Origin of the sequence: Sphingobium sp. (assembly GCA_035196065.1) — a bacterium.
Lineage (GTDB): Bacteria > Pseudomonadota > Alphaproteobacteria > Sphingomonadales > Sphingomonadaceae > Sphingorhabdus_B > Sphingorhabdus_B rara.
The window spans coordinates 700,667-719,324 of sequence record CP136575.1 but is presented as its reverse complement, the minus strand read 5'-3'; the positions used below and the strand labels follow the sequence as shown (position 1 = coordinate 719,324).

Below are 18,658 nucleotides of genomic sequence, written 5' to 3'. Positions count from 1 at the left end.
GCATTGTGAGTGCCATATTATCAGGCGCGGGTCAATGCACAGGCGCCGCATCAATCTGGCCAATGGCGTCGCGGATTTTCGCAGCGGCTTCTGAGGTCAGGCCATGTTCAAACAGCGTCAGGTGCCGTAGTAAGGTTCTGCGCACAGCGCCGGTTCCCTCGCCGGTCGGCGCGCCAAGTTCGCGATAATGTTCCAGCCCATAGCGCAGGATGATGGTGGCGTTGATGGCCAGATCGCGCAGTTGAACCTTGGGCCATTCGAGAAGGCGGGCATCGACCAATGCAGCATGATGCGTCTCGATTTGAACATAGGTGCGTTCGATCCAGTCCGGCGCACGGTTTCGAATAATGTCTGTATGCTCGCCATAGGATTGCTGATCGCGATAGAAGAAGCGAAAGCTACGGAATTCAGCCATCATAGCTTGCAGAAGCACGACATAGGCGGCAACAGGATCATTGTCTGGCCTTAAAGCTAACCGCGCCTCAATCGCTTTCGAAAACTGCTCCGCAATCGCATCCAGTAACGCACGCCTGGTCTTGAAATGATACCAGAGATTGCCTTCGGCAATCCCCAGATGCGCCGCGAGCGTTGCTGTCGTTATCGCGCCATAGCCCTGCAAATTGAACAGGTCGCGCGCAGCCTCGACAATCCGATCCCGGGTCTTCATCAATATTTCGAAAGTTCGACCAGCAGCGATTTATAACCATGGACGAAGCAAGCGGGGACGCGCACCGGTTCCTCAATGACATTGGCGCGCAAGCGTCGTTTAGCCATTTCTTCAAGGAGCGTCACCAGCTGCAGTTCAGCGACGCGGGCGCCGACACAGCGGTGGATGCCATAACCGAATGATAAATGCCGCCGCGCATTCTCGCGGTCAACCTTGATCGCTTCGCCATCGGGGAACACGCTCTCATCGCGGTTTGCGGAAATGTACCACATCACCACTTTGTCGCCGGCCTTCATCTGCACGCCGTCAACCTCGGTATCCTCGGTCACTGTACGGCGCATGTGCGAAAGCGGGGTCTGCCAGCGGATCAGTTCCTGCACCGCATTGGGGATCAGCGAAGGATCGGCTTCCAGCTTGGCGCGCTCTTCGGGGAATTTCGACAGACCATAGGCATAGGCCGACATCGAATTGCGGGTGGTATCATTCCCGCCCACGATCAGCAGGATCAGGTTGCCGATAAATTCCTCGGGCTCCATCTCGCGCATCGCATCGGATTGCAGCATGACCGAGATCAGATCCTTGCCCGGATTGGCCATGCGTTCCTGCCACAGCGCGGCAAAGGCCATGCCCATTTCCTGCATCTTGGCGAGCCTGAGTTCGATCGTTTCGGGCGATTTGGTCAGTTCGACATCGCCGCCATAGTCAGACCATTCGGTCAGCTTGTGGCGCTGTTCCCAGGGGAAGCCGAAGATCTTGGCGAGCATCCCCGTCGTAAGTTCGATCGAAACACGTTGTACCCAGTCAAACGGCTCCCCAATCGGCAGGCTATCAAGCACTTCGCCGGTGCGCGCCGCGCATTCCGCCTTCATCGCCGCCACTTCGCTGGGGCCAAAGCTGGGCGCGACGGTGCGGCGCTGGCCGGTGTGTTTGGGCGGGTCCATGGCAATGAACATCGGCTCACGCATGTTATACTGTTCCAGCAGCGCGGGATCGCCCGAAATGGCAATGCCGCCCTTTTCCCAATCGGACGAAAAGATCTTGGGCAGCGCCTCGATCTTCACGATCGGCTTGTAGGTGCTGACCGACCAATAGGGGCCAAAACCGGATTCGGGCACATAATGGATCGGCGATTCCGCGCGCAACTTGCGGAACGGCTCTTGCCAGCGATCCTCGGCATAAAGCTCCGGCCGTGACACGTCGAAGGGGTCAACGGGGGCTTCGCTGCGGTCGCGCATGGTGGCTTCAGACATGGACAAGGGCCTTTCAACTTCGATTCACCGAATTAGGGTAAATACCCTAATTCCTGCCGAGGTCAATCTATAAGGCCGAAGCGCTTTGCTGAAATGGCAGGCTTTGCAGCGTCATTGCCCGGGTCCGGCCTTCACATTATCCACCAGCCGAAACCCGATATGGTCGGTACCTAGGCCCCTTTCCTGAAATTGCCGCGCAGCCGGCCGATAGCGCGCGCAATAATTGGCGGCGCATAGGAAGGACCCGCCTTTGATCACATTGACCGCCTCGATCGCGCCCGCCCTGTCACCGCCTGAACTGGTCCATTCCCAGACGTTTCCGATCATGTCGTAAAGGCCATAGCCATTAGGTTTGAAACAGCCGACCGGCGCACGGCCGGTAAAGCCATCAATGCCCATATCGCGCTGCGGAAATACGCCCTGATAATAGTTCGCCTGCGGTCCGCCCTGTTCGTCGAGCGGCTCGGCAAGCGCAGGGGCACCGCCCCGGGCAGCATATTCCCACTGTTCCTCGCTCGGCAATTCCATCCCCGCCCATTGCGCATAGGCCTGCGCATCCTGATAGGCGATCTGCACGACGGGCATTGCATCTTCGCCCGCAATTGCGCTGTCCCGCCCGGACGGATGCCGCCATTGTGCGCCAACCTCCCAGCGCCACCAGCTGTTATTTTCCGCCGTCGGCACGGTAAACACTGCCGAGCCGGGCTGGAGCATTTCGGGCGGCGCACCGGGAAGCGGCGGAGGATCGCGCTCCGCCATGGTCTTATAACCGGTGGCCTTCACAAAGGCTGCAAATTCGGCGTTGGTCACCTCATGCGTTGCCATCCAGAAGCCGTCGACCGCAACCTCGCGTGGCGGTCCCTCCTCGGGGTATTGCGGGTCAGCGCCCATGGTAAAGCGACCGTCGGGGATCCATTGCATTGTTTTGTCAGGCAACGCGGTACATGATCTTCCAGCCGGAACCGATGCATCACCGCATGCAGACAGTAGCACCAGCAAGCTGAAAGCAAGCGACAGTCGCTGCATCATTCTTCTGGCATTCCGGCCAGAACATCGTTCAGCAAACGTCGCACAACGGCCTTGGCATCTTCAACGGTCAGCGACTGATCGTGACGCAACAGTCGCCAAGTCTGAAAGCTCAGGATGACATTAAGGCTATGCGCTCCTGTGACATCTGCCTTTACCGATGCAGGCAAATGTGCCTCTATGATCTCGGTTTCGAGCCGCAGCATCCGTCGATAATCCTGCATCAGATAAGGCGACTGGAATCGTTTGAGGTTGCCCGAAATCCTGAAGGGCAGGATCGTTTCAAAGACCGTCGCCCGCCTGTCAGCAATATCGAGAAGTTTTTCCTTCCAACTGGCGCCCGAGGGGGCCTGAAGGATGATGGGCATCACCTGAGCCTCGATGACGCCGCCCATCTCTCGGTATAGCTCATCCATGTCGTCAAAGTGACGGAAGACCGAACGCAGGCCAACGCCCGCCACCTCGGCAACGCGCGCAGCGCTGGGCGCAACATCGCCCTTGCCGACCAGATCCAGCATCGCTGCAACGATCTTGCTCCGGCTGGATCGGCTCCGTTCGCGCCGACCATCGGCCAGAGGCGCGTTCGAGCGTGATGCCATATTGTGCGAAGCCTTGGTCATGAACCTGTATTTTGCGGCAAACAGCCCTTGGCGCAAGCAACAAAAGCGATTGCAAATATATTTTGGCATAATTAGTGCCAATAATATTCCGCCAATCTGTCGGGAGGAGACGAGGATGGCAAAAGCGGTGATCATCTGGGGGGCAATGGCGGTGCTGGCATTTGCTGCGCCGTTGTCGGCGCAGGACAATGTGCGCGAAGCATGCATGGCGGACATCCGCCAATTTTGCTCGGCCGAACTGGCAAGTTTTAGCCGCGAAAAGGTTCGCGCCTGTCTCGTCAAGAATATCAAAAAAACGTCACCTGGCTGCCAAGCAGCGGCAAAGGCGCGGCGCGATGCCGAGCGCGCAAAGAAGAAGGATAGCTAAAGACATGACAGTCTGGATCATATGGGGCGCGGCCCTGCTGGCTTATGTGGCATTCCGGCTCTGGTATGATAATTGGTCGGGCCCGCTAAAGCCTGCGGAGATTGACGCACTTCTTGGCCAACTGGCAGGCCGTTTTGAAGGAACCGGGAACAGCATCGATATCATGCGCGCATTTCTGGAGGCAGATGACGGCCGCGAATTTGTGATGCTGAATTTGGTCAAAGCGCAAATGGAGCAGGTAGAAGACCCAAAGAGCGGGGAGATGGTGCAAGGCTTTGAACTGCTCAAACGCTATTCCAAGCGCTTCATGCCCGTGCTGTTCCGCAATGGCGGCCATCCGGGCATGATCGGACGCAAGGTGGGTGGCTATATCGATGCGTGGAATACCGAGGCGGATCCCAACTGGACCATCTTCGGCCTGATGCGTTACCGCAGCCGGCGCGACATGATGAAGCTGGTGATGGACCCATCTTTCATGGAGGGCCATCCGGACAAACTGCTCGGCACTTTGGCCACATTTTCTTTCCCGACGCAGCGAGTCCTGTCCCTATATGTGAGCCCGCGGGTGACTGTGGCTCTAATTCTGGCGCTTCTGGCCGCGCTGGCACATATCGCACTGTTGACGTGTGGCACATGACCACGCCGGTGAAGGGACCTCAAAAGATAGGCTGGAGCCGGCGGTTATGGATGCGGCTTGCCACGATCAATGCGCTCATATCCACCATCGCGCTTATTCTCTCAGCGCATCTTCCTGAGCATATTTCGCCGCTCGTGCGGCTTGGCGCCCAAGTTCAGTTCATGCACAGTATGGCCAGTATTGCCTGCGCCACCTTCATGAATGTCGGGGCAGAAGCCGCGCGCCATGCGCCGGCTTTTTTGCTTGGCGGGTCGCTATTTTTTGCGTTGCTTTATTATGGCGCAGCGGCAGGCTTGTTCGGAATGGCTGGCTGGTTGGTCGCTTTTGCAGCGACCATAATGGCCAGTGGCTGGGTCATCATGTTCGCGGCCGGACGGAACATAGATTCATAAAATATGGAGTGGGGAGTTTTGGGGATGCGCACCTTCCTGCCGCCGAGCACCAATGATCAATATCAAGGCTCACGCTATGCGGCCTGGTTTCTAGCCATTTACGGAGTTGCCTGGATTGTTCCAGGCATGATCCACTCTTTCCTCCCCGATGGCGGCGCGGGCACCATTGCGGGACTGGACCTTGGCGACAACCCGGCAATGATTTTCGGGATGTTTGCTTGGGCCGGCGCAACCCAGATTGCGCACGGCATTGTCACACTGGTGGTCGCACTGCGTTACCGGTCGCTGGTGCCGCTCTTTCTGCTTGTCAGTTTGCTTGAACGCATATTACTCAGCTGGTCCGGCTGGGTGATGCATGTACCCGTCAGCGGCCACCACCCGCCGGAACATTATGCCAGCCTGGTTTCACTGCCTGTGATCTTGCTGTTTCTTTGGCTCGCGCTGCAGCGATCGAGCCTTCGCCAGTCGGAGAGTCCTACATGACGAAGCTAAAATGGATCGCAGCATTGGCAGTGTTGGGCGGCCTAGGCTATCTCGGTTTTCAACAGTATAAAATCTACCTTCCCGGTATCATCAGCGAATGGCGGGAACCCATTGCAGACAATCGCCCGATTGCCTGGAGCCAAGGGCCGGCGACCGCACCGCAGGGCAAGCGGCCGCCCAATGTCATCCTTATCGTGGTCGATGATCTCGGCGTTAATGACATCAGCCTTTATGGCGGCGGCGTTGCCAAAGGTGCGGTGCCGACGCCCAATATCGATTCCATTGCCAAAGAGGGTGTTAGCTTCGCAAATGGCTATGCCGCCAATGCGACCTGCTCGCCCTCGCGCGCGGCGCTGATGACCGGGCGCTATCCGACGCGTTTCGGTTTTGAATTTACTGCGGTTCCGGCAGCCTTCGCCTCAAATCTTGCCCACCAGGGCGGCAATGCCCCCTATCCGATAATCTATCACAAGGAATTGAACCGCGACCTGCCCGACTATCCCGACCAGGGCGTACCCGCAGATCAAATCATGATTTCGGAGGTGCTGAAGACCCGCGGCTATCACAATATTCACATCGGCAAATGGCATCTGGGCGAATCGAAACCGCTGCGTCCCACATCACAGGGCTTTGATGAAAGCCTTGGCCTTCGCGCCGGTGGCGGCATGTTCCTGAATCCCGACAATCCGGACGTGGTCAATGCGAAGCTTCCTTGGGATCCGATCGACCGCTTCCTTTGGCCCAACCTTCCTTATGCCGTTTATTGGGGCGACAGCGGCCGCTTTCGGCCCAAGGGGCATATGACCGACTATTTCACGGACAATGCGCTCGCCGCGATCGAGGCCAACAAGAACCGGCCCTTCTTCATGTATCTTGCTTATAATGCGCCGCACACACCGCTGCAGGCGCTGAAATCGGACTATGACGCGCTGCCGCAGATCAAGGATCACACCCAGCGCGTCTATGGCGCAATGGTCCGCCAGCTCGATCGTCGGATCGGTGACATATTGGCGAAACTGAAGGCCACGGGGCTCGACCAAAATACGCTGGTGATCTTTACCAGCGACAATGGCGGCGCTTGGTACACAGGGATTGCCGACCATAATAAGCCTTATCGGGGATATAAGGGCACCTTTTTTGAAGGTGGCATTCGCGTGCCGTTGCTGATGCGTTGGCCAGCGACGATCCCAGCTGGCACAACCCGCCCCGACGTCGCCCAGCATCTCGACATGTTCGCGACAATCGCTGCGGCCGCGGGGGCGGAGGTGCCGAGCGACCGCAAGATGGACAGCTATAACCTGTTCAATCCCAAAGAGCGGCGCGAGATCACCTTCTGGCGATCGGGCGACTATCGCGTTGTACGCGCTGGCGACTGGAAGCTGCAGGTCGCCAAGCGGCCCAACAAGGTCTGGCTCTACAATCTGGCGATCGACCCCACCGAACAGAGGAACCTGGCTGCGCAGGAACCCGAACGCGTAGCCATGATGCGCCGAATGATCGAGGAACAAAATGCCGGCCTGCCCAAACCATTATGGCCCGGACTGCTGGAAGCACCGATCCGCGTCGACGTTCCGCTCAACGCGCCTTGGCGCAAGGATCAGGAATATGTCTACTGGGCCAACTGACCGGCAGCGTAGGGTATAGTATCTTTTGGGAGGTGAAGTGGAGGCCCGAGCCGGAATCGAACCGGCGTGCAAGGATTTGCAGTCCTCTGCGTAACCACTCCGCCATCGGGCCTCGCGCGGCGGCGATCTTGCCGCCGGTGGTAAGGCGAGCGCCCTAGCGGCTGGAGGGGGCTTATGCAATCGGCTTTTGAACGGAATGTTGCCTTTTGCGGAGTGAAAACAGGTTTTCGTCTGAAACCGGCTTGGCCTTTCAGCCGCGCCGGACTAGAAGAAGAGTCGATTTCCTGTATTGCCTGCGCAATACAGTGATGCGATCAAGCAACCCAAGCGCTTAAAAGTCGGAAAAGTAGATGAATTCAACGCAGTTTGCCCAAATGCGCCAGAATATGGTGGACAGCCAGTTGCGCACCAATGGCGTGATCGAACCATGGATCATCGCCGCAATGGGGGCGACCGAGCGCGAAAAATTCCTCCCGGACGAAAAAGCCGCCATTGCCTATATGGATCGTTCGGTACCGCTGACCGGCAATCGGATGCTCAATCCGCCGCTCGCCAACGGGCAAATGTTGCAGGCAGCCGACATCACCCCAACCGACAGCATTTTGTTGGTCGGCACCGGCCCCGGCTATCTTGCCGCCCTTTTGAATGGGCAAGGAAGCGAACTTGTCGCTGTAGAAGATGACGCGCAATTGGCGGCGCAAGCCCGTACGAATGTCCCCGGCATCACTCTTGTTGAAGGCCCGATGCAAGCCGGTGCGCCCGATCACGGCCCTTACAGCCTGATCCTCATCGACGGCGCGGTTGAACAATTGCCGGCTGCCTTGCTGGACCAACTGGGCGAGGGCGGACGCATAGTGACGGGCCTCATTGAAGGAGCCGTCACCCGGCTCGCTACCGGCGTGAAGCTGGGTGGGCATGTCGCGCTGCGCAATCTTGCGGATCTTGAAGTTGCGGCCCTGCCGGGTTTTGAACGCGCGAAGGAATTTGTATTTTGAAGAACGCACCCGCAAAGGTGAAATCCGTTGCCCTGCTGCTCGCCGCATCGGCGGTGATAGCATCACCGGCAATGGCAGAAACGCTGCGCGATGCGTTGCTGGCAGCATATCAAAGCAACCCGAATCTGACGGCTGCACGCGAAGGCCAAAAGGCGATCAACGAGGGCGTTCCGCTGGCAAAGGCCAATGGGCGACCCGATGTGGTCGCACAGCCGACCTATTTTGAAAATGTCCTGCAAGATAGCGGCGCTTCTGTCGTTCAGGCACGCGGCTTTAATGTGAACGCCTCGGTCGCCGCGCCGCTGTATGCAGGCGGCGGAATCAAGAATGCAGTGCGTGCAGCGGAAAACCGTGTCGAGGCAGGCTTTGCCAATCTGCGCGGCGCGGAAAGCGCGATTTTCTCTGCTGTTGTCGGCGCTTATATGGATGTGATCCGCGACGAAGCGATTGTCGATCTCAATCGTGCGCAGGTGGGCGTTTTGCAGGTCAACCTTGAAGCGACGCGCGACCGTTTCGAGATTGGCGATCTGACGCGAACCGACGTTGCCCAGTCAGAAGCGCGGCTTGCGCTCGCTGTCAGCAATATGGAAGCTGCGCGGGCGAACCTTATCCGCTCAAAGGAAATCTACATCCAGCTGGTCGGCCGGCCCCCCGAAAATCTGGAAGCTCCGCCGCCATTGCCCAACCTTCCCGAAACGCCTGACAGCGCGGTAAAAGTTGCACTCGACAATAATCCTGATGTGATCGCCGCACGTGAAACCCGCGAAGCAGCCGGCTATGATCGCCGAGCCGCCAATGCTGCGCGCTTGCCGACGGTCAGCGTATTCACGCAGGGCAGCTATAGCAACGCGCTCAATTCAGTGTCGTCGAACATCCCCGGCTTCCAGGCCGACAATAGCGCGCTGAACGGGCAGGCCGGCGTACGCGCGACGATCCCCCTGTATCAAGGTGGTCAGCCGGCGGCGCAGGTTCGTCAGGCGCAGGCCCGGCTGGGACAGGCGCAGGAACTGGAAATCGCCGCCGAGCGTGAAGCCATTGCCCAGACCCGCGCATCCTATGCCAGCTGGCGGGCATCGCTTGACGTGATCACATCATCCGAACGTGCGGTGGCTGCAAACGAACTCTCGCTTGAAGGCACTCGCGCCGAGAACAGCGTGGGCAACCGCACAATCCTCGACATTTTGAATGCCGAGCAGGAGCTGCTGCAAAGCAAGGTGCAATTGGTGACAGCGCGGCGCAACGCCTATGTCGCAGGCTTTTCGCTGCTCGCCGCCATGGGTCGTGCCGAGGCGCGCGATCTGGGACTGGAAGGCGGCACGCTTTACGATCCGGTCGCGGACTTCCAGAAGGTGGAAGATGCTTGGAACGACTGGTCATCGCAGGCTGACCCGCAGGTCAAAGCCAGCCGGACAGTTGACACACCCGCGCAAAAGGCAGAAATAGAGCCGCTTCCCCAATAGCGAGGGAATCAGAGAGACTTACGCAGGGCAGACGAAATATGGCCAATGATCGCAGCGAACCATCGATGGAAGCCATTCTTTCATCGATCAAGAAGATCATCGCTGACGAGGATCGGTCGCGCGCGATCAATTCGCGCAAGCCCACCCGCGACGTGCGCCGTTCCGAACATGACGAGGACGTCCTCGAACTGACCGAAGCAGCTGGCGACGACCGTGAAGAAGAACTGCTCGACACCGGAAAAGCGCGAAGCCTGCGCCAGAGCTTTTCGGTCTTGCAGACCCTTTCTGAACCCGGCGTTGCGCCGCAGATCGTACGCTCGGGCGAAACCTCGCTGGAGGGGCTGACGCGCGAACTGATGAAGCCGATGCTCAAGGAATGGCTCGACACCAATCTGCCGGGAATAGTAGAGGCCATGGTCGCGCGCGAGATTGAGCGCATCACCAAAAAAGGCTGATGCGGATCGCGCGCCTGGCGGCACTGCTTGCCATGCTGATGGCAGCGCCGCTTGCCGCTGCTGACGCTGCCAACCGCCAATATATCGAAGCCGGCCGGCTGATCGACAGCATTGCCGGCACGACGACCGAGGGACAGTGCATCGAGGTGCGTGGGGAACGGATCGTCGCGGTTGCCCCATGCGGCCCCACACCTGCCGGAGCCCAACGGATCGACTGGTCCGCCTATACCGTGTTGCCTGGGCTAATCGATCTGCACACCCACCTTGCCGATGCAGGTCAAAGCGCGGATCTGGCCGCACCGATCAAGACCTCACCACAGCTGACCGCCCTGCATGGCGCGCATAATGCGCTGCTCACGCTGCGCGCCGGCTTTACGACGGTGCGCGATGTCGGCACCTATCGCGGGCTGACCGATGTCGCATTGCGCGATGCAATCAATCAGGGGCTCGTCCCCGGCCCGCGCATGTTCGTGGCGGGGGCCTATCTTACCCATCCCGGCGGCGGTGGCGAATTGAACGGCGTTGTGCCGAATGACCAGCTGCCCGCAGACATGCGGCTAGGCGTAATGCGTGGGCCCGAAGCCGCAGCTGAAAAAGCGACTTTCCTGTTCGATAATGGCGCCGATTTCCTGAAACTTCTCGCCACAGGCGCAGTGCTCGCCATCGGTACCGAACCCGGAGCACCCGAACTGTCAGAAGCGGAAATGCGCGCGGCGATTGCTATAGCGCGGGCGCAGGGCAGCTATGCCACCGCCCATGCCCATGGTGCAGAGGGCATCAAGGCGGCAATCCGCGCAGGTGCCCGGTCGATCGAACATGCCAGCCTGATCGACGATGAGGCGCTACAACTGGCAAAAGACAGCGGCGTCTGGCTGGTCATGGACATCTACAATGGCGATTATATCGACGAGGTCGGCACCAAAGAGGGCTGGCCCGAAGAATATCTCCGCAAGAATCGTGAGACTACGGACGTCCAGCGCGCAGGCTTTGCCAAGGCGGTCAAAATGGGCGTCAAAATTGCCTATGGCACCGACAGCGGGGTCTATCCGCACGGCCTCAATGCCCGCCAATTTGCCTATATGGTCCGGTACGGAATGACGCCAATGCAGTCGATCCAGTCGTCCACCATTAGAGCGGCCGAGCTTTTGGGGCGCGAAGCGGATCTGGGCAGCATCGCACCGGGGCGCTTTGCCGATCTGGTTGCTGTGAGCGGCGATCCGATAGACAATATCCGCCTGCTGGAAACGGTCGACCATGTAATGAAGGGTGGCGCCATCGTGCGCTGATCAGGCTGCGGTCTAACCCCGCTTGAACGGCCCCAATTCCTCCAAAAAAGATTGCTCGCGCTCAACCGCGCGCCGTTCGCGTTCGAGGAAATCGGCAACCGCTGCGCGAAATCCGGGGTCGGCGATATAATGGGCCGACCAAGTTGTTGTGGGAAGGTAGCCGCGCGCCAGCTTATGCTCGCCCTGTGCGCCAGCCTCGACCCGAGCCAAGCCATGCGCAATCGCAAAGTCGATTGCCTGATAATAGCAAAGCTCGAAATGGAGGAACGGAATATCCTCTGTGCAACCCCAGTAACGGCCATAGAGGCAGTCGGGCCCCAAGAGGTTGAGCGCGCCGGCCACCGGATGGCCATTACGATGCGCCAGAAACAGCACGATCGAATCGCGCAGGCTTTCCGCAACAAGATCAAAAAAGGCACGCGTCAGATAGGGCCGCCCCCATTTGCGCATGCCGGTATCCTGATAGAAAAGCCAAAAGGCATCCATATGGTGCGGCTTGATCTGGCCGCCACGCAATATCTCGATTTCAACCGCAGCCTGCGCGGCCGCCCGCTCCTTGCGAATTGCGCGCCGCTTGCGCGAAGCGAGCGTCGCCATGAAGGCATCAAAATCGGCATAGTCGGCATTGGTCCAGTGAAACTGAGTGCCCGAACGGATCAGCCAGCCCGCGTCCTGAAACAACGGCAACTGCGCTTCATCAACGAAAGTTGCATGGGCCGAAGACAGACCATTTTCGAGCACGACGCTTTGGGCAGCTTGCAACAATTGCCCGGCAGTCCTCTCATCCAGCGCCAAAATGCGCGGACCCGGAACCGGCGAGAAAGGCGAAGCAATCTGCAATTTAGGATAATAGCGCCCGCCCGCCCGTTCATAGGCATCGGCCCAGCCATGATCGAAGACATATTCGCCTTGGCTGTGCGTCTTCAGATAGGCAGGCAACGCACCGGCAAGCGCGCCAGCATCATCGCGTATCGCTATCGGTGCCGCAGACCAGCCTGTGCCCGGCCCGATACTTCCCGACTGTTCAAGCGCGCATAGAAAGGGATGACCGACAAAGGGGTTGCCCGATACGTTCAGCCTGTCCCACTGCGCTGCATCAAGGGCGCAAACGCCGGTTGCGATTTCAGCGATAACATCAGTCATCTGCAGCGCACGGACAGCTAGCCCTTGACCTTCACAATTGCGTCAATCTCAACCGTGGCGTCAAGCGGCAGAACGGGTACGCCAACGGCGCTGCGCGCATGCTTGCCGGCATCGCCGAACACCGCTTCCATCAGGTCGGACGCACCATTGGCAACGCGCGGTTGGCCGGTAAAATCAGGCGTTGAGGCGACAAATGCGCCGAGTTTGACGATCCGTTCGACCCGGTCGAGCGAACCTAGCGCCTTTTTCATCTGAGCGATCAACATCAAACCACATCCTTGGGCGGCGAGGATCGCATCGGTTTCATCGCGCGTATCGCCGACCTTGCCAGTCATCAACGCGCCATCGACAAAGGAGACTTGGCCCGAAATGAAAAGCATGCCGCCCACCTCAACCGTGGGAACATAGGACGCCACAGGCGCGGCGGGTTCGGGAAGGGTAATGCCCAATTCGACCAGCCGGTCTTCGGGCGCAACATGGGAGGTCATATATTTTCCTTTTCAATGATCGGGGCGCCGACCCCGGCAAGCAAAGCGTTGCTGATCCACGACTGTGCCTCGCTCCAGCGATCAATGCGCGCATGGGCAGCCGGCGACGTCTTCACGCGCGGCCATAAAATGGGTTCACCGACAAACTGCAAACGCCAGACATCGGGAAGTGTTTCGCCAACCGATTCATGCTGGTGCGCCAGATCGTCGACGAAAACGGTAACGCTCGGCTGATAGCGCTCGACGATGCGGCGCAGGGCGTCACCCTTGCCGCCCTGGTTGGTATAGACGGGCGCGTCGATGCCGACATCGCGCAACTGCACGCCCCGGCTCTGATTATGTTCGTCCATCAAATTGGTCAGGATGACGACATCGGCAATTTCGGCAATCTGGTTGATCGCTGCCACCGCGCCGTCAATCGCCTGCTGCCGGTGCATCTCAGTCTTGAAAAAGCCGTTGAGCAGGTTCCAAACATGACCGCGCTCAACCTGCGTGCCGTCATGCTTGTGGCGCAGCGCTTCACCCCAATCGCCATGGACAAGGTCGAAATGAATGTGGTGCACTTCATCAAGCCAGTCGCGGAATGGCACGATCATGTGCAACAGCACTTCATCACAATCCGAAATGAGGAGAGGCCGGCCGCTCATGCTTCGAGCTCCTGCCGGGCGCGGACGAGTGCTTCGGGACGCACGCCAATATGATCGGCCGCCGCGACCAGATCCGGTTCATGCGCCTCCAAAAAGCCGAGAATTGCCGCTTGGGTTGCAGTTTCGGTTACGACGTTCCGCAATATATCGGGGGTCAATCCTGTCAGATTGAGCATCCGCGCGGCACGATCACCGTCAGCCAGTATCCAGCCAAGCGCTTCAAGAGCGAGCATATCGGGTTCGGGTTGAATCTGCCGAACGCTTTTCGCATTTGTTTCGATCATTGCTTTGGCTTAAGCGAAAGCCGCGATGCTGCCTAGGCAGCAATTGGACTGAATTGTGGGAATGTGCGTGACCAAGAAGGTTCTGATCGTCGAGGACAATGAACTGAACCTCAAATTATTCACCGAACTGCTGCGCGCGCACCAGTTCGAGGTTGAGGGGCTGCGTGACGGACGCGATGCATTGGCACGGATTCGCGACTTTGCGCCGGACCTTGTGATCATGGATATCCAGATGCCACATATCAGCGGGCTCGATCTGATCGAGGCGATGCAGGCCGAAGCCGATCTGCGCGCGGTCCCCGTGCTGGCAGTCACGGCCTATGCGGGCAAGGGCGATGAAGAACGCATATTGGGCGCCGGTGCGCGCGGCTATCTCTCCAAACCGGTGGGCATGGTAGCTTTTCTTGAAACGGTGCGCGGAATCATCAGTTGATGCGCCTGATCCATCGCCTCTTATTTTGGTGCTTTGCCGCCTTTGCCGCGCAGGCTGCCCTCGCCCAGCAAAACAATGTGCCGGGCCGGCTGGATGCCGAAACACTGGCACCCCAGGCGGGTAGCCGCGTCAGTCTGGCCTTTGTATTTGAACCCAAGGCGGGGTGGCATGGCTATTGGGAAAATCCAGGGGATGCGGGCCTTGGTCTGCAGCTGGAATGGAGCCTGCCCGATGGCGTGCGCGCAGGCGCGTTGCAATATCCGGTACCCAAGCCGCTGCTGATCAGCGGCCTGATGAACCATGTTTATGAAGCCCCGCATGCAATCCTTGTGGATTTGGAACTGCCGGACAATCTGCCGGCGGGGAAGACACTTCCGATCCGGGTGCGGGGCAACTGGTTGGGTTGTACCGATACCATTTGCGTTCCCCAACAGGGGGATTTTCAGCTGGAACTGCGGATCGGCGACGGGAGGATTGCGGCGACAAAAAGGGCTACATTCGATCGCTGGCGGACCGCGCTTCCCGTGCCGCTGGATCAGCCGGCACGTTATGAAACGCGCGACGGGCGCTACCGGATAGCGATTCCTTTTCCGGCTACGGCACCGCTGGATCAGCCCTATTTCTTCGCACTGACCAATGAAAGCATCCGGCACGCCGCGCCGCAAACGGCCCGGCGTTCTGGCAATTGGCTGATTATCGAAACCGAAGCCCTGCCCAATGCCAAGCCAATTCGGGGGCTTTTACGGTTCGGAAAGGATCAGGGAATTCTGGTCGAGGCGGTTGCGGGCGATATTCCAAAAGGCGGCGACGCCGTTGAAGTGCTGATTCCGTCCGGCAAAGGGAATGGAGAAGCGGATGCAGCACCCACCGGGCTTGTATGGCTGCTCTTGGCCGCGATTGCCGGCGGTTTGCTGCTCAACCTGATGCCGTGTGTTTTCCCTATCCTTGGCCTTAAGGCTTTGGCGCTCGCCAAAGCGGGCGGCAGCGAGAAACAGGCAAGGCGAGATGCACTGGCCTATAGCGCGGGCGTCATACTGAGCTGCGCGGCATTGGGCGGACTGATGCTAGCTCTGCGCGCAGGCGGGGAAGAGATAGGCTGGGCTTTCCAGCTGCAGGAACCTGCTTTCGTTCTCTTCCTGCTCTTATTGATGGTCGCCGTGACGGCAAATCTTGTCGGCCTGTTCGAACTGCGCGGTTTCGGCGTCGGCGACAGCCTTGCGCGGCAAGGCGGCACGGCGGGGTCATTCTGGACAGGCGTGCTCGCCGCGCTCGTTGCAACGCCCTGCACCGGGCCATTCATGGCAGCGGCGCTGGGGGCGGCATTGTTGCTACCTGCGATTGAAGCCCTGCTGCTCTTTGCGGCGCTGGGTTTTGGCATAGCCTTGCCATTCATCCTGATCGCCTATGTGCCACGGCTGCGGCAAATGTTGCCCAGACCGGGCCCTTGGCTCGGTCGGTTCCGTCTGGCGATGGCAGTGCCGATGGCGCTCACCGCAATTGCGCTCGGCTGGCTGCTATGGCGGCAATCGGGGAGTGAGGGGCTTTGGATCGGCCTGCTGGCATCAGCGGCGCTGATCCTGCTGTTCGCAATATACCGTGTAGGTGCCACACGGGTGCGCTTTGCGGCAACAATTTTGGCCGTGTCGGCCCTGATCCTGTTTGCCGGTGCGGCGCGAATGGTGCCCAACACAGTGGAGGCAGATTCGGCCCGGCAGTTGGGCGGCGCAGCCTTTGACGAAGCGCGGCTTGCCGCATTGCGCGCTGAAGGCCGCCCAATCTTTCTCTATTTCACCGCAGACTGGTGCGTCACCTGCAAGGTCAACGAAGCGGCTGCGATTAACCGGGCCGAGACCGAGCAGCTGTTCCGCGAAAAGGGCATTGTGGTCATGATCGGCGATTTTACCCGCCGCGATCCCGCGATCGCGCGCTTTCTTGCTGCCCATGGCCGTTCGGGCGTGCCGCTTTACCTATATTATCCGGCACGGGGCACAGCGGTAGAATTGCCGCAGATATTAACGCCGGCAATCATCGCCGAAACCGTGGGAAAGTGAGCAGCATCTTGATGCAGAAAGGCAAAAAAACACGCATGAACAGTGTATCTTTCTGCACTTGCAGCGCCCTGCACCGCCGCGCATAGGATCTTTCGCATGAGCACCCAGACGCTTCCGTCTTCCGACGTCAAAAGCCGCGCCAATCCGGCCATCATTGCCAATTGGCTCTATTCCGTCGCCTTCCTTGTCTTCATCATGGTCATTGTCGGCGGGATTACCCGGCTGACAGAATCGGGCCTGTCGATCACCGAGTGGAAACCGGTGACCGGAGCCCTGCCGCCACTCAACGAAGCGCAATGGCTTTCGGAATTCGAAAAATACAAACAGATCCCCGAATATCTGGAGATTAACGGCCCGGCCGGGATGACCCTTGCTGAGTTCAAATTCATTTATTTCTGGGAATGGGTACACCGTCTGCTCGGCCGTGTGATCGGCCTTGCCTTTGCCGTGCCCTTTGCAATTTTCTGGATCCGCCGGAGGATTCCGGCTGGCTATCATGCCCGGCTTTTTGCGTTGCTGGCGCTGGGCGGCCTGCAGGGCGCAATCGGCTGGTGGATGGTATCGTCGGGACTTAGTGAGCGTACTGATGTCAGCCATTACCGGCTTGCCGTTCATCTGCTGACCGCATTGTTTATCATGGGCGGGCTGATCTGGACCGCACTTGACCTGAGACAGCTGGCACGCAGCAGTACGGCACGCACGGCGCGACTGACCGGCTTTAGCTCCACTGTCATCGTCATCCTTTTCCTGCAGCTCTTGTTCGGCGCTTGGGTCGCAGGGCTCAATGCCGGCTATGTATCGAACAGCTGGCCGTTGATGAACGACCGTTTCTACCCTGATGGTATAGACTGGAGCCGCGGAGCCTGGTTTGCGCTGACCCATGATCCGTATCTGACGCACTTCATCCACCGCTGGTGGGCTTGGGTAACGGTCGCGGCACTGGTGCTGCTCGCCCGCCGCGCGAAGAAAGCGGGTGCCAGGCCGGCGTCAATCGCCATCCATGCGGCATTCGGAACGCAGATCCTGCTCGGTATCGCCACAGTCATGACCAATATGAACATCGTCATGGCGGTGCTGCATCAGGCCGTGGGCGCGCTGGTTGTCGCATCAACCATATGGGGAATCCATTTGCTCGGTCGATCGGCGGATCGCGCCTAATCGAGGGTGTGGTATTATTTTACCCGTCCGAAAAGGCCTGCATTTGCTTGACTGCTGTGGCATTTGCCGTCACTAGCGCCCATCCGCCGGAGAGATTCGATTCTCGCCCGGCATGTTTTTCCATTCGGAGGTTCGACCAGCAGCCATGAAGACGCTGTCCAAAGTCACGAAATCGATCCGCCCGCAGGACGTCGAAAAGGCCTGGCACATCATTGATGCCGACGGTCTGGTCGTCGGTCGCGTGGCCTCGATCATCGCCAATATCCTGCGCGGCAAGCACAAGCCGAGCTTCACCCCGCACGTCGATTGCGGCGATCATGTGATCGTCATCAACGCCGACAAGGTGAAGTTCACCGGCAAGAAGCTGGGCGACAAGGTTTATTATCGCCACACCGGCTATGCCGGCGGCATCAAGGGCGTCACCGCCGCCAAGGTCCTCGAAGGCCGCTTTCCAGAGCGCGTCCTCGAAAAGGCTGTCGAGCGTATGGTTCCGCGCGGCCCGCTGGGTCGTCAGCAGATGCGCGCCCTTCACCTCTACAATGGTACCGAGCATCCGCACGACGGCCAGAAGCCGCAGGTGCTCGATATCGCTTCCATGAATCGCAAGAACAAGGTGGGTGCATAATGTCCGACACCGTAGAATCGCTCGCTGATCTTCAGACGCTTGGCACCGATGCACCGGCTGCACCGGCCGCGCCGCTGCGTGAAAAGGAAGTCGACGCCCAGGGCCGCAGCTATGCTACCGGCCGCCGTAAAGACGCCGTTGCACGCGTCTGGCTGAAGCCCGGCACAGGCAAGATCATTGTCAACGGCCGCGATCAGGAAGTGTATTTCGCACGTCCTTCGCTGCGCCTCGTCATCAACCAGCCGTTCGGCGTGACCGAGCGTGTTGGCCAGTATGACGTGATTGCCACCGTCAAGGGCGGCGGTCTTTCGGGTCAGGCCGGTGCCGTGAAGCATGGCATTGCACAGGCACTTTCCAAGTTCGAACCCGCGCTTCGCGGCGCAGTTAAGGCCGAAGGCTTCCTGACGCGCGACAGCCGCACCGTCGAGCGTAAGAAATATGGTAAGGCCAAGGCCCGCCGTAGCTTCCAGTTCTCGAAGCGTTAATCGCTTCCGAAATATCAAAATTCGAAAGGGCGGCCTGCGGGTCGCCCTTTTCTTTTGGCAATCAGGGGTTAGTCAATGCGC

Annotated in this window: 22 protein-coding genes and 1 tRNA gene; 14 read left to right on the top strand and 9 right to left on the bottom strand. The window is 59.1% G+C overall.

All coding sequences use genetic code 11. From position 1 onward, the window contains the following. Nucleotides 1-31 precede the first annotated feature (31 nt). From RSE16_03450 to RSE16_03435, 4 genes are all read right to left on the bottom strand, one after another. A complete protein-coding gene (locus RSE16_03450) occupies nt 32-667 on the bottom strand; it encodes a TetR/AcrR family transcriptional regulator (protein WRH76534.1) in 636 nt (211 codons plus the stop codon). Then, nucleotides 667-1,917 carry a cytochrome P450 gene (locus tag RSE16_03445; GenBank protein WRH76533.1) on the bottom strand — a complete coding sequence of 417 codons (1,251 nt, stop codon included), beginning with the start codon at nt 1,915-1,917 and terminating at the stop codon, nt 667-669. The genes RSE16_03450 and RSE16_03445 overlap by 1 nt, the downstream gene beginning before the upstream one ends. A gap of 111 nt (nt 1,918-2,028) precedes the next feature. After that, nucleotides 2,029-2,853 (bottom strand): formylglycine-generating enzyme family protein, encoded by an 825-nt coding sequence (locus tag RSE16_03440; protein ID WRH76532.1) that lies wholly within the window; start codon nt 2,851-2,853, stop codon nt 2,029-2,031. Nucleotides 2,854-2,942: 89 nt separating this feature from the next. Beyond that, nucleotides 2,943-3,563, bottom strand: coding sequence for a TetR/AcrR family transcriptional regulator (locus tag RSE16_03435; protein WRH76531.1), 621 nt, complete (start codon nt 3,561-3,563; stop codon nt 2,943-2,945). 115 nt (nt 3,564-3,678) lie between these two features. Here RSE16_03435 and RSE16_03430 point away from each other — a divergent pair, with 115 nt between their 5' ends. The 5 genes from RSE16_03430 to RSE16_03410 are packed head-to-tail and all read left to right on the top strand — an operon-like array spanning nt 3,679 to nt 7,067. Beyond that, nucleotides 3,679-3,930 carry a hypothetical protein gene (locus RSE16_03430; protein WRH76530.1) on the top strand — a complete coding sequence of 84 codons (252 nt, stop codon included), beginning with the start codon at nt 3,679-3,681 and terminating at the stop codon, nt 3,928-3,930. 4 nt (nt 3,931-3,934) lie between these two features. Further along, nucleotides 3,935-4,567, top strand: coding sequence for a hypothetical protein (locus RSE16_03425; GenBank protein WRH76529.1), 633 nt, complete (start codon nt 3,935-3,937; stop codon nt 4,565-4,567). A 50-nt stretch (nt 4,568-4,617) separates the two neighbouring features. Then, the gene (locus RSE16_03420; protein ID WRH76528.1) at nt 4,618-4,959 is read left to right on the top strand and encodes a hypothetical protein; all 342 of its coding nucleotides are present in this window, start codon (nt 4,618-4,620) and stop codon (nt 4,957-4,959) included. Nucleotides 4,960-4,983: 24 nt separating this feature from the next. Further along, the gene (locus RSE16_03415) at nt 4,984-5,442 is read left to right on the top strand and encodes a hypothetical protein (protein WRH76527.1); all 459 of its coding nucleotides are present in this window, start codon (nt 4,984-4,986) and stop codon (nt 5,440-5,442) included. Continuing rightward, complete coding sequence (locus RSE16_03410) at nt 5,439-7,067, top strand: sulfatase-like hydrolase/transferase (GenBank protein WRH76526.1); 1,629 nt, start codon at nt 5,439-5,441, stop codon at nt 7,065-7,067. Before RSE16_03415 ends, RSE16_03410 begins: the two co-directional genes overlap by 4 nt. 38 nt (nt 7,068-7,105) lie before the next feature. Here RSE16_03410 and RSE16_03405 read toward each other — a convergent pair. Then, nucleotides 7,106-7,179: transfer RNA gene (locus tag RSE16_03405), tRNA-Cys, on the bottom strand. Between the two features lie 238 nt (nt 7,180-7,417). Between RSE16_03405 and RSE16_03400 the strand changes: the two genes are divergently transcribed. From RSE16_03400 to RSE16_03385, 4 genes are read left to right on the top strand one after another with little or no spacing between them, the layout of a single operon-like run. Further along, nucleotides 7,418-8,062 carry a protein-L-isoaspartate O-methyltransferase gene (locus RSE16_03400; GenBank protein ID WRH76525.1) on the top strand — a complete coding sequence of 215 codons (645 nt, stop codon included), beginning with the start codon at nt 7,418-7,420 and terminating at the stop codon, nt 8,060-8,062. Further along, on the top strand, nt 8,059-9,522 hold the full coding sequence (locus tag RSE16_03395; protein ID WRH76524.1) for a TolC family outer membrane protein: 1,464 nt from the start codon (nt 8,059-8,061) through the stop codon (nt 9,520-9,522). Before RSE16_03400 ends, RSE16_03395 begins: the two co-directional genes overlap by 4 nt. Nucleotides 9,523-9,560: 38 nt before the next feature. Continuing rightward, the gene (locus RSE16_03390) at nt 9,561-9,977 is read left to right on the top strand and encodes a DUF2497 domain-containing protein (protein ID WRH76523.1); all 417 of its coding nucleotides are present in this window, start codon (nt 9,561-9,563) and stop codon (nt 9,975-9,977) included. Next, a complete protein-coding gene (locus tag RSE16_03385) occupies nt 9,977-11,263 on the top strand; it encodes an amidohydrolase family protein (protein ID WRH76522.1) in 1,287 nt (428 codons plus the stop codon). The genes RSE16_03390 and RSE16_03385 overlap by 1 nt, the downstream gene beginning before the upstream one ends. 12 nt (nt 11,264-11,275) lie before the next feature. Here RSE16_03385 and RSE16_03380 read toward each other — a convergent pair whose 3' ends face one another. The 4 genes from RSE16_03380 to RSE16_03365 are packed head-to-tail and all read right to left on the bottom strand — an operon-like array spanning nt 11,276 to nt 13,825. Then, nucleotides 11,276-12,406: a GNAT family N-acetyltransferase gene (locus RSE16_03380; protein WRH76521.1), complete on the bottom strand. Its 1,131-nt coding sequence runs from the start codon at nt 12,404-12,406 to the stop codon at nt 11,276-11,278. Nucleotides 12,407-12,423: 17 nt separating this feature from the next. Beyond that, complete coding sequence (locus RSE16_03375) at nt 12,424-12,894, bottom strand: RidA family protein (protein WRH76520.1); 471 nt, start codon at nt 12,892-12,894, stop codon at nt 12,424-12,426. After that, a complete protein-coding gene (locus RSE16_03370; GenBank protein WRH76519.1) occupies nt 12,891-13,541 on the bottom strand; it encodes an HAD family hydrolase in 651 nt (216 codons plus the stop codon). Before RSE16_03370 ends, RSE16_03375 begins: the two co-directional genes overlap by 4 nt. Then, on the bottom strand, nt 13,538-13,825 hold the full coding sequence (locus RSE16_03365) for a DUF3572 domain-containing protein (protein WRH76518.1): 288 nt from the start codon (nt 13,823-13,825) through the stop codon (nt 13,538-13,540). The genes RSE16_03370 and RSE16_03365 overlap by 4 nt, the downstream gene beginning before the upstream one ends. A 67-nt stretch (nt 13,826-13,892) precedes the next feature. Here RSE16_03365 and RSE16_03360 point away from each other — a divergent pair, with 67 nt between their 5' ends. From RSE16_03360 to rpsI, 5 genes are all read left to right on the top strand, one after another. Next, nucleotides 13,893-14,258, top strand: a complete 366-nt coding sequence (locus RSE16_03360) for a response regulator (GenBank protein WRH76517.1) — start codon at nt 13,893-13,895, stop codon at nt 14,256-14,258. After that, nucleotides 14,258-16,309, top strand: coding sequence for a protein-disulfide reductase DsbD family protein (locus tag RSE16_03355; protein WRH76516.1), 2,052 nt, complete (start codon nt 14,258-14,260; stop codon nt 16,307-16,309). The genes RSE16_03360 and RSE16_03355 overlap by 1 nt, the downstream gene beginning before the upstream one ends. 96 nt (nt 16,310-16,405) lie before the next feature. Beyond that, nucleotides 16,406-17,467, top strand: coding sequence for a COX15/CtaA family protein (locus RSE16_03350; protein ID WRH76515.1), 1,062 nt, complete (start codon nt 16,406-16,408; stop codon nt 17,465-17,467). A gap of 145 nt (nt 17,468-17,612) precedes the next feature. Further along, the gene (rplM, locus tag RSE16_03345) at nt 17,613-18,092 is read left to right on the top strand and encodes a 50S ribosomal protein L13 (protein WRH76514.1); all 480 of its coding nucleotides are present in this window, start codon (nt 17,613-17,615) and stop codon (nt 18,090-18,092) included. Next, nucleotides 18,092-18,577 carry a 30S ribosomal protein S9 gene (rpsI, locus tag RSE16_03340; GenBank protein ID WRH76513.1) on the top strand — a complete coding sequence of 162 codons (486 nt, stop codon included), beginning with the start codon at nt 18,092-18,094 and terminating at the stop codon, nt 18,575-18,577. The genes rplM and rpsI overlap by 1 nt, the downstream gene beginning before the upstream one ends. The last annotated feature ends 81 nt before the right edge of the window (nt 18,578-18,658 follow it).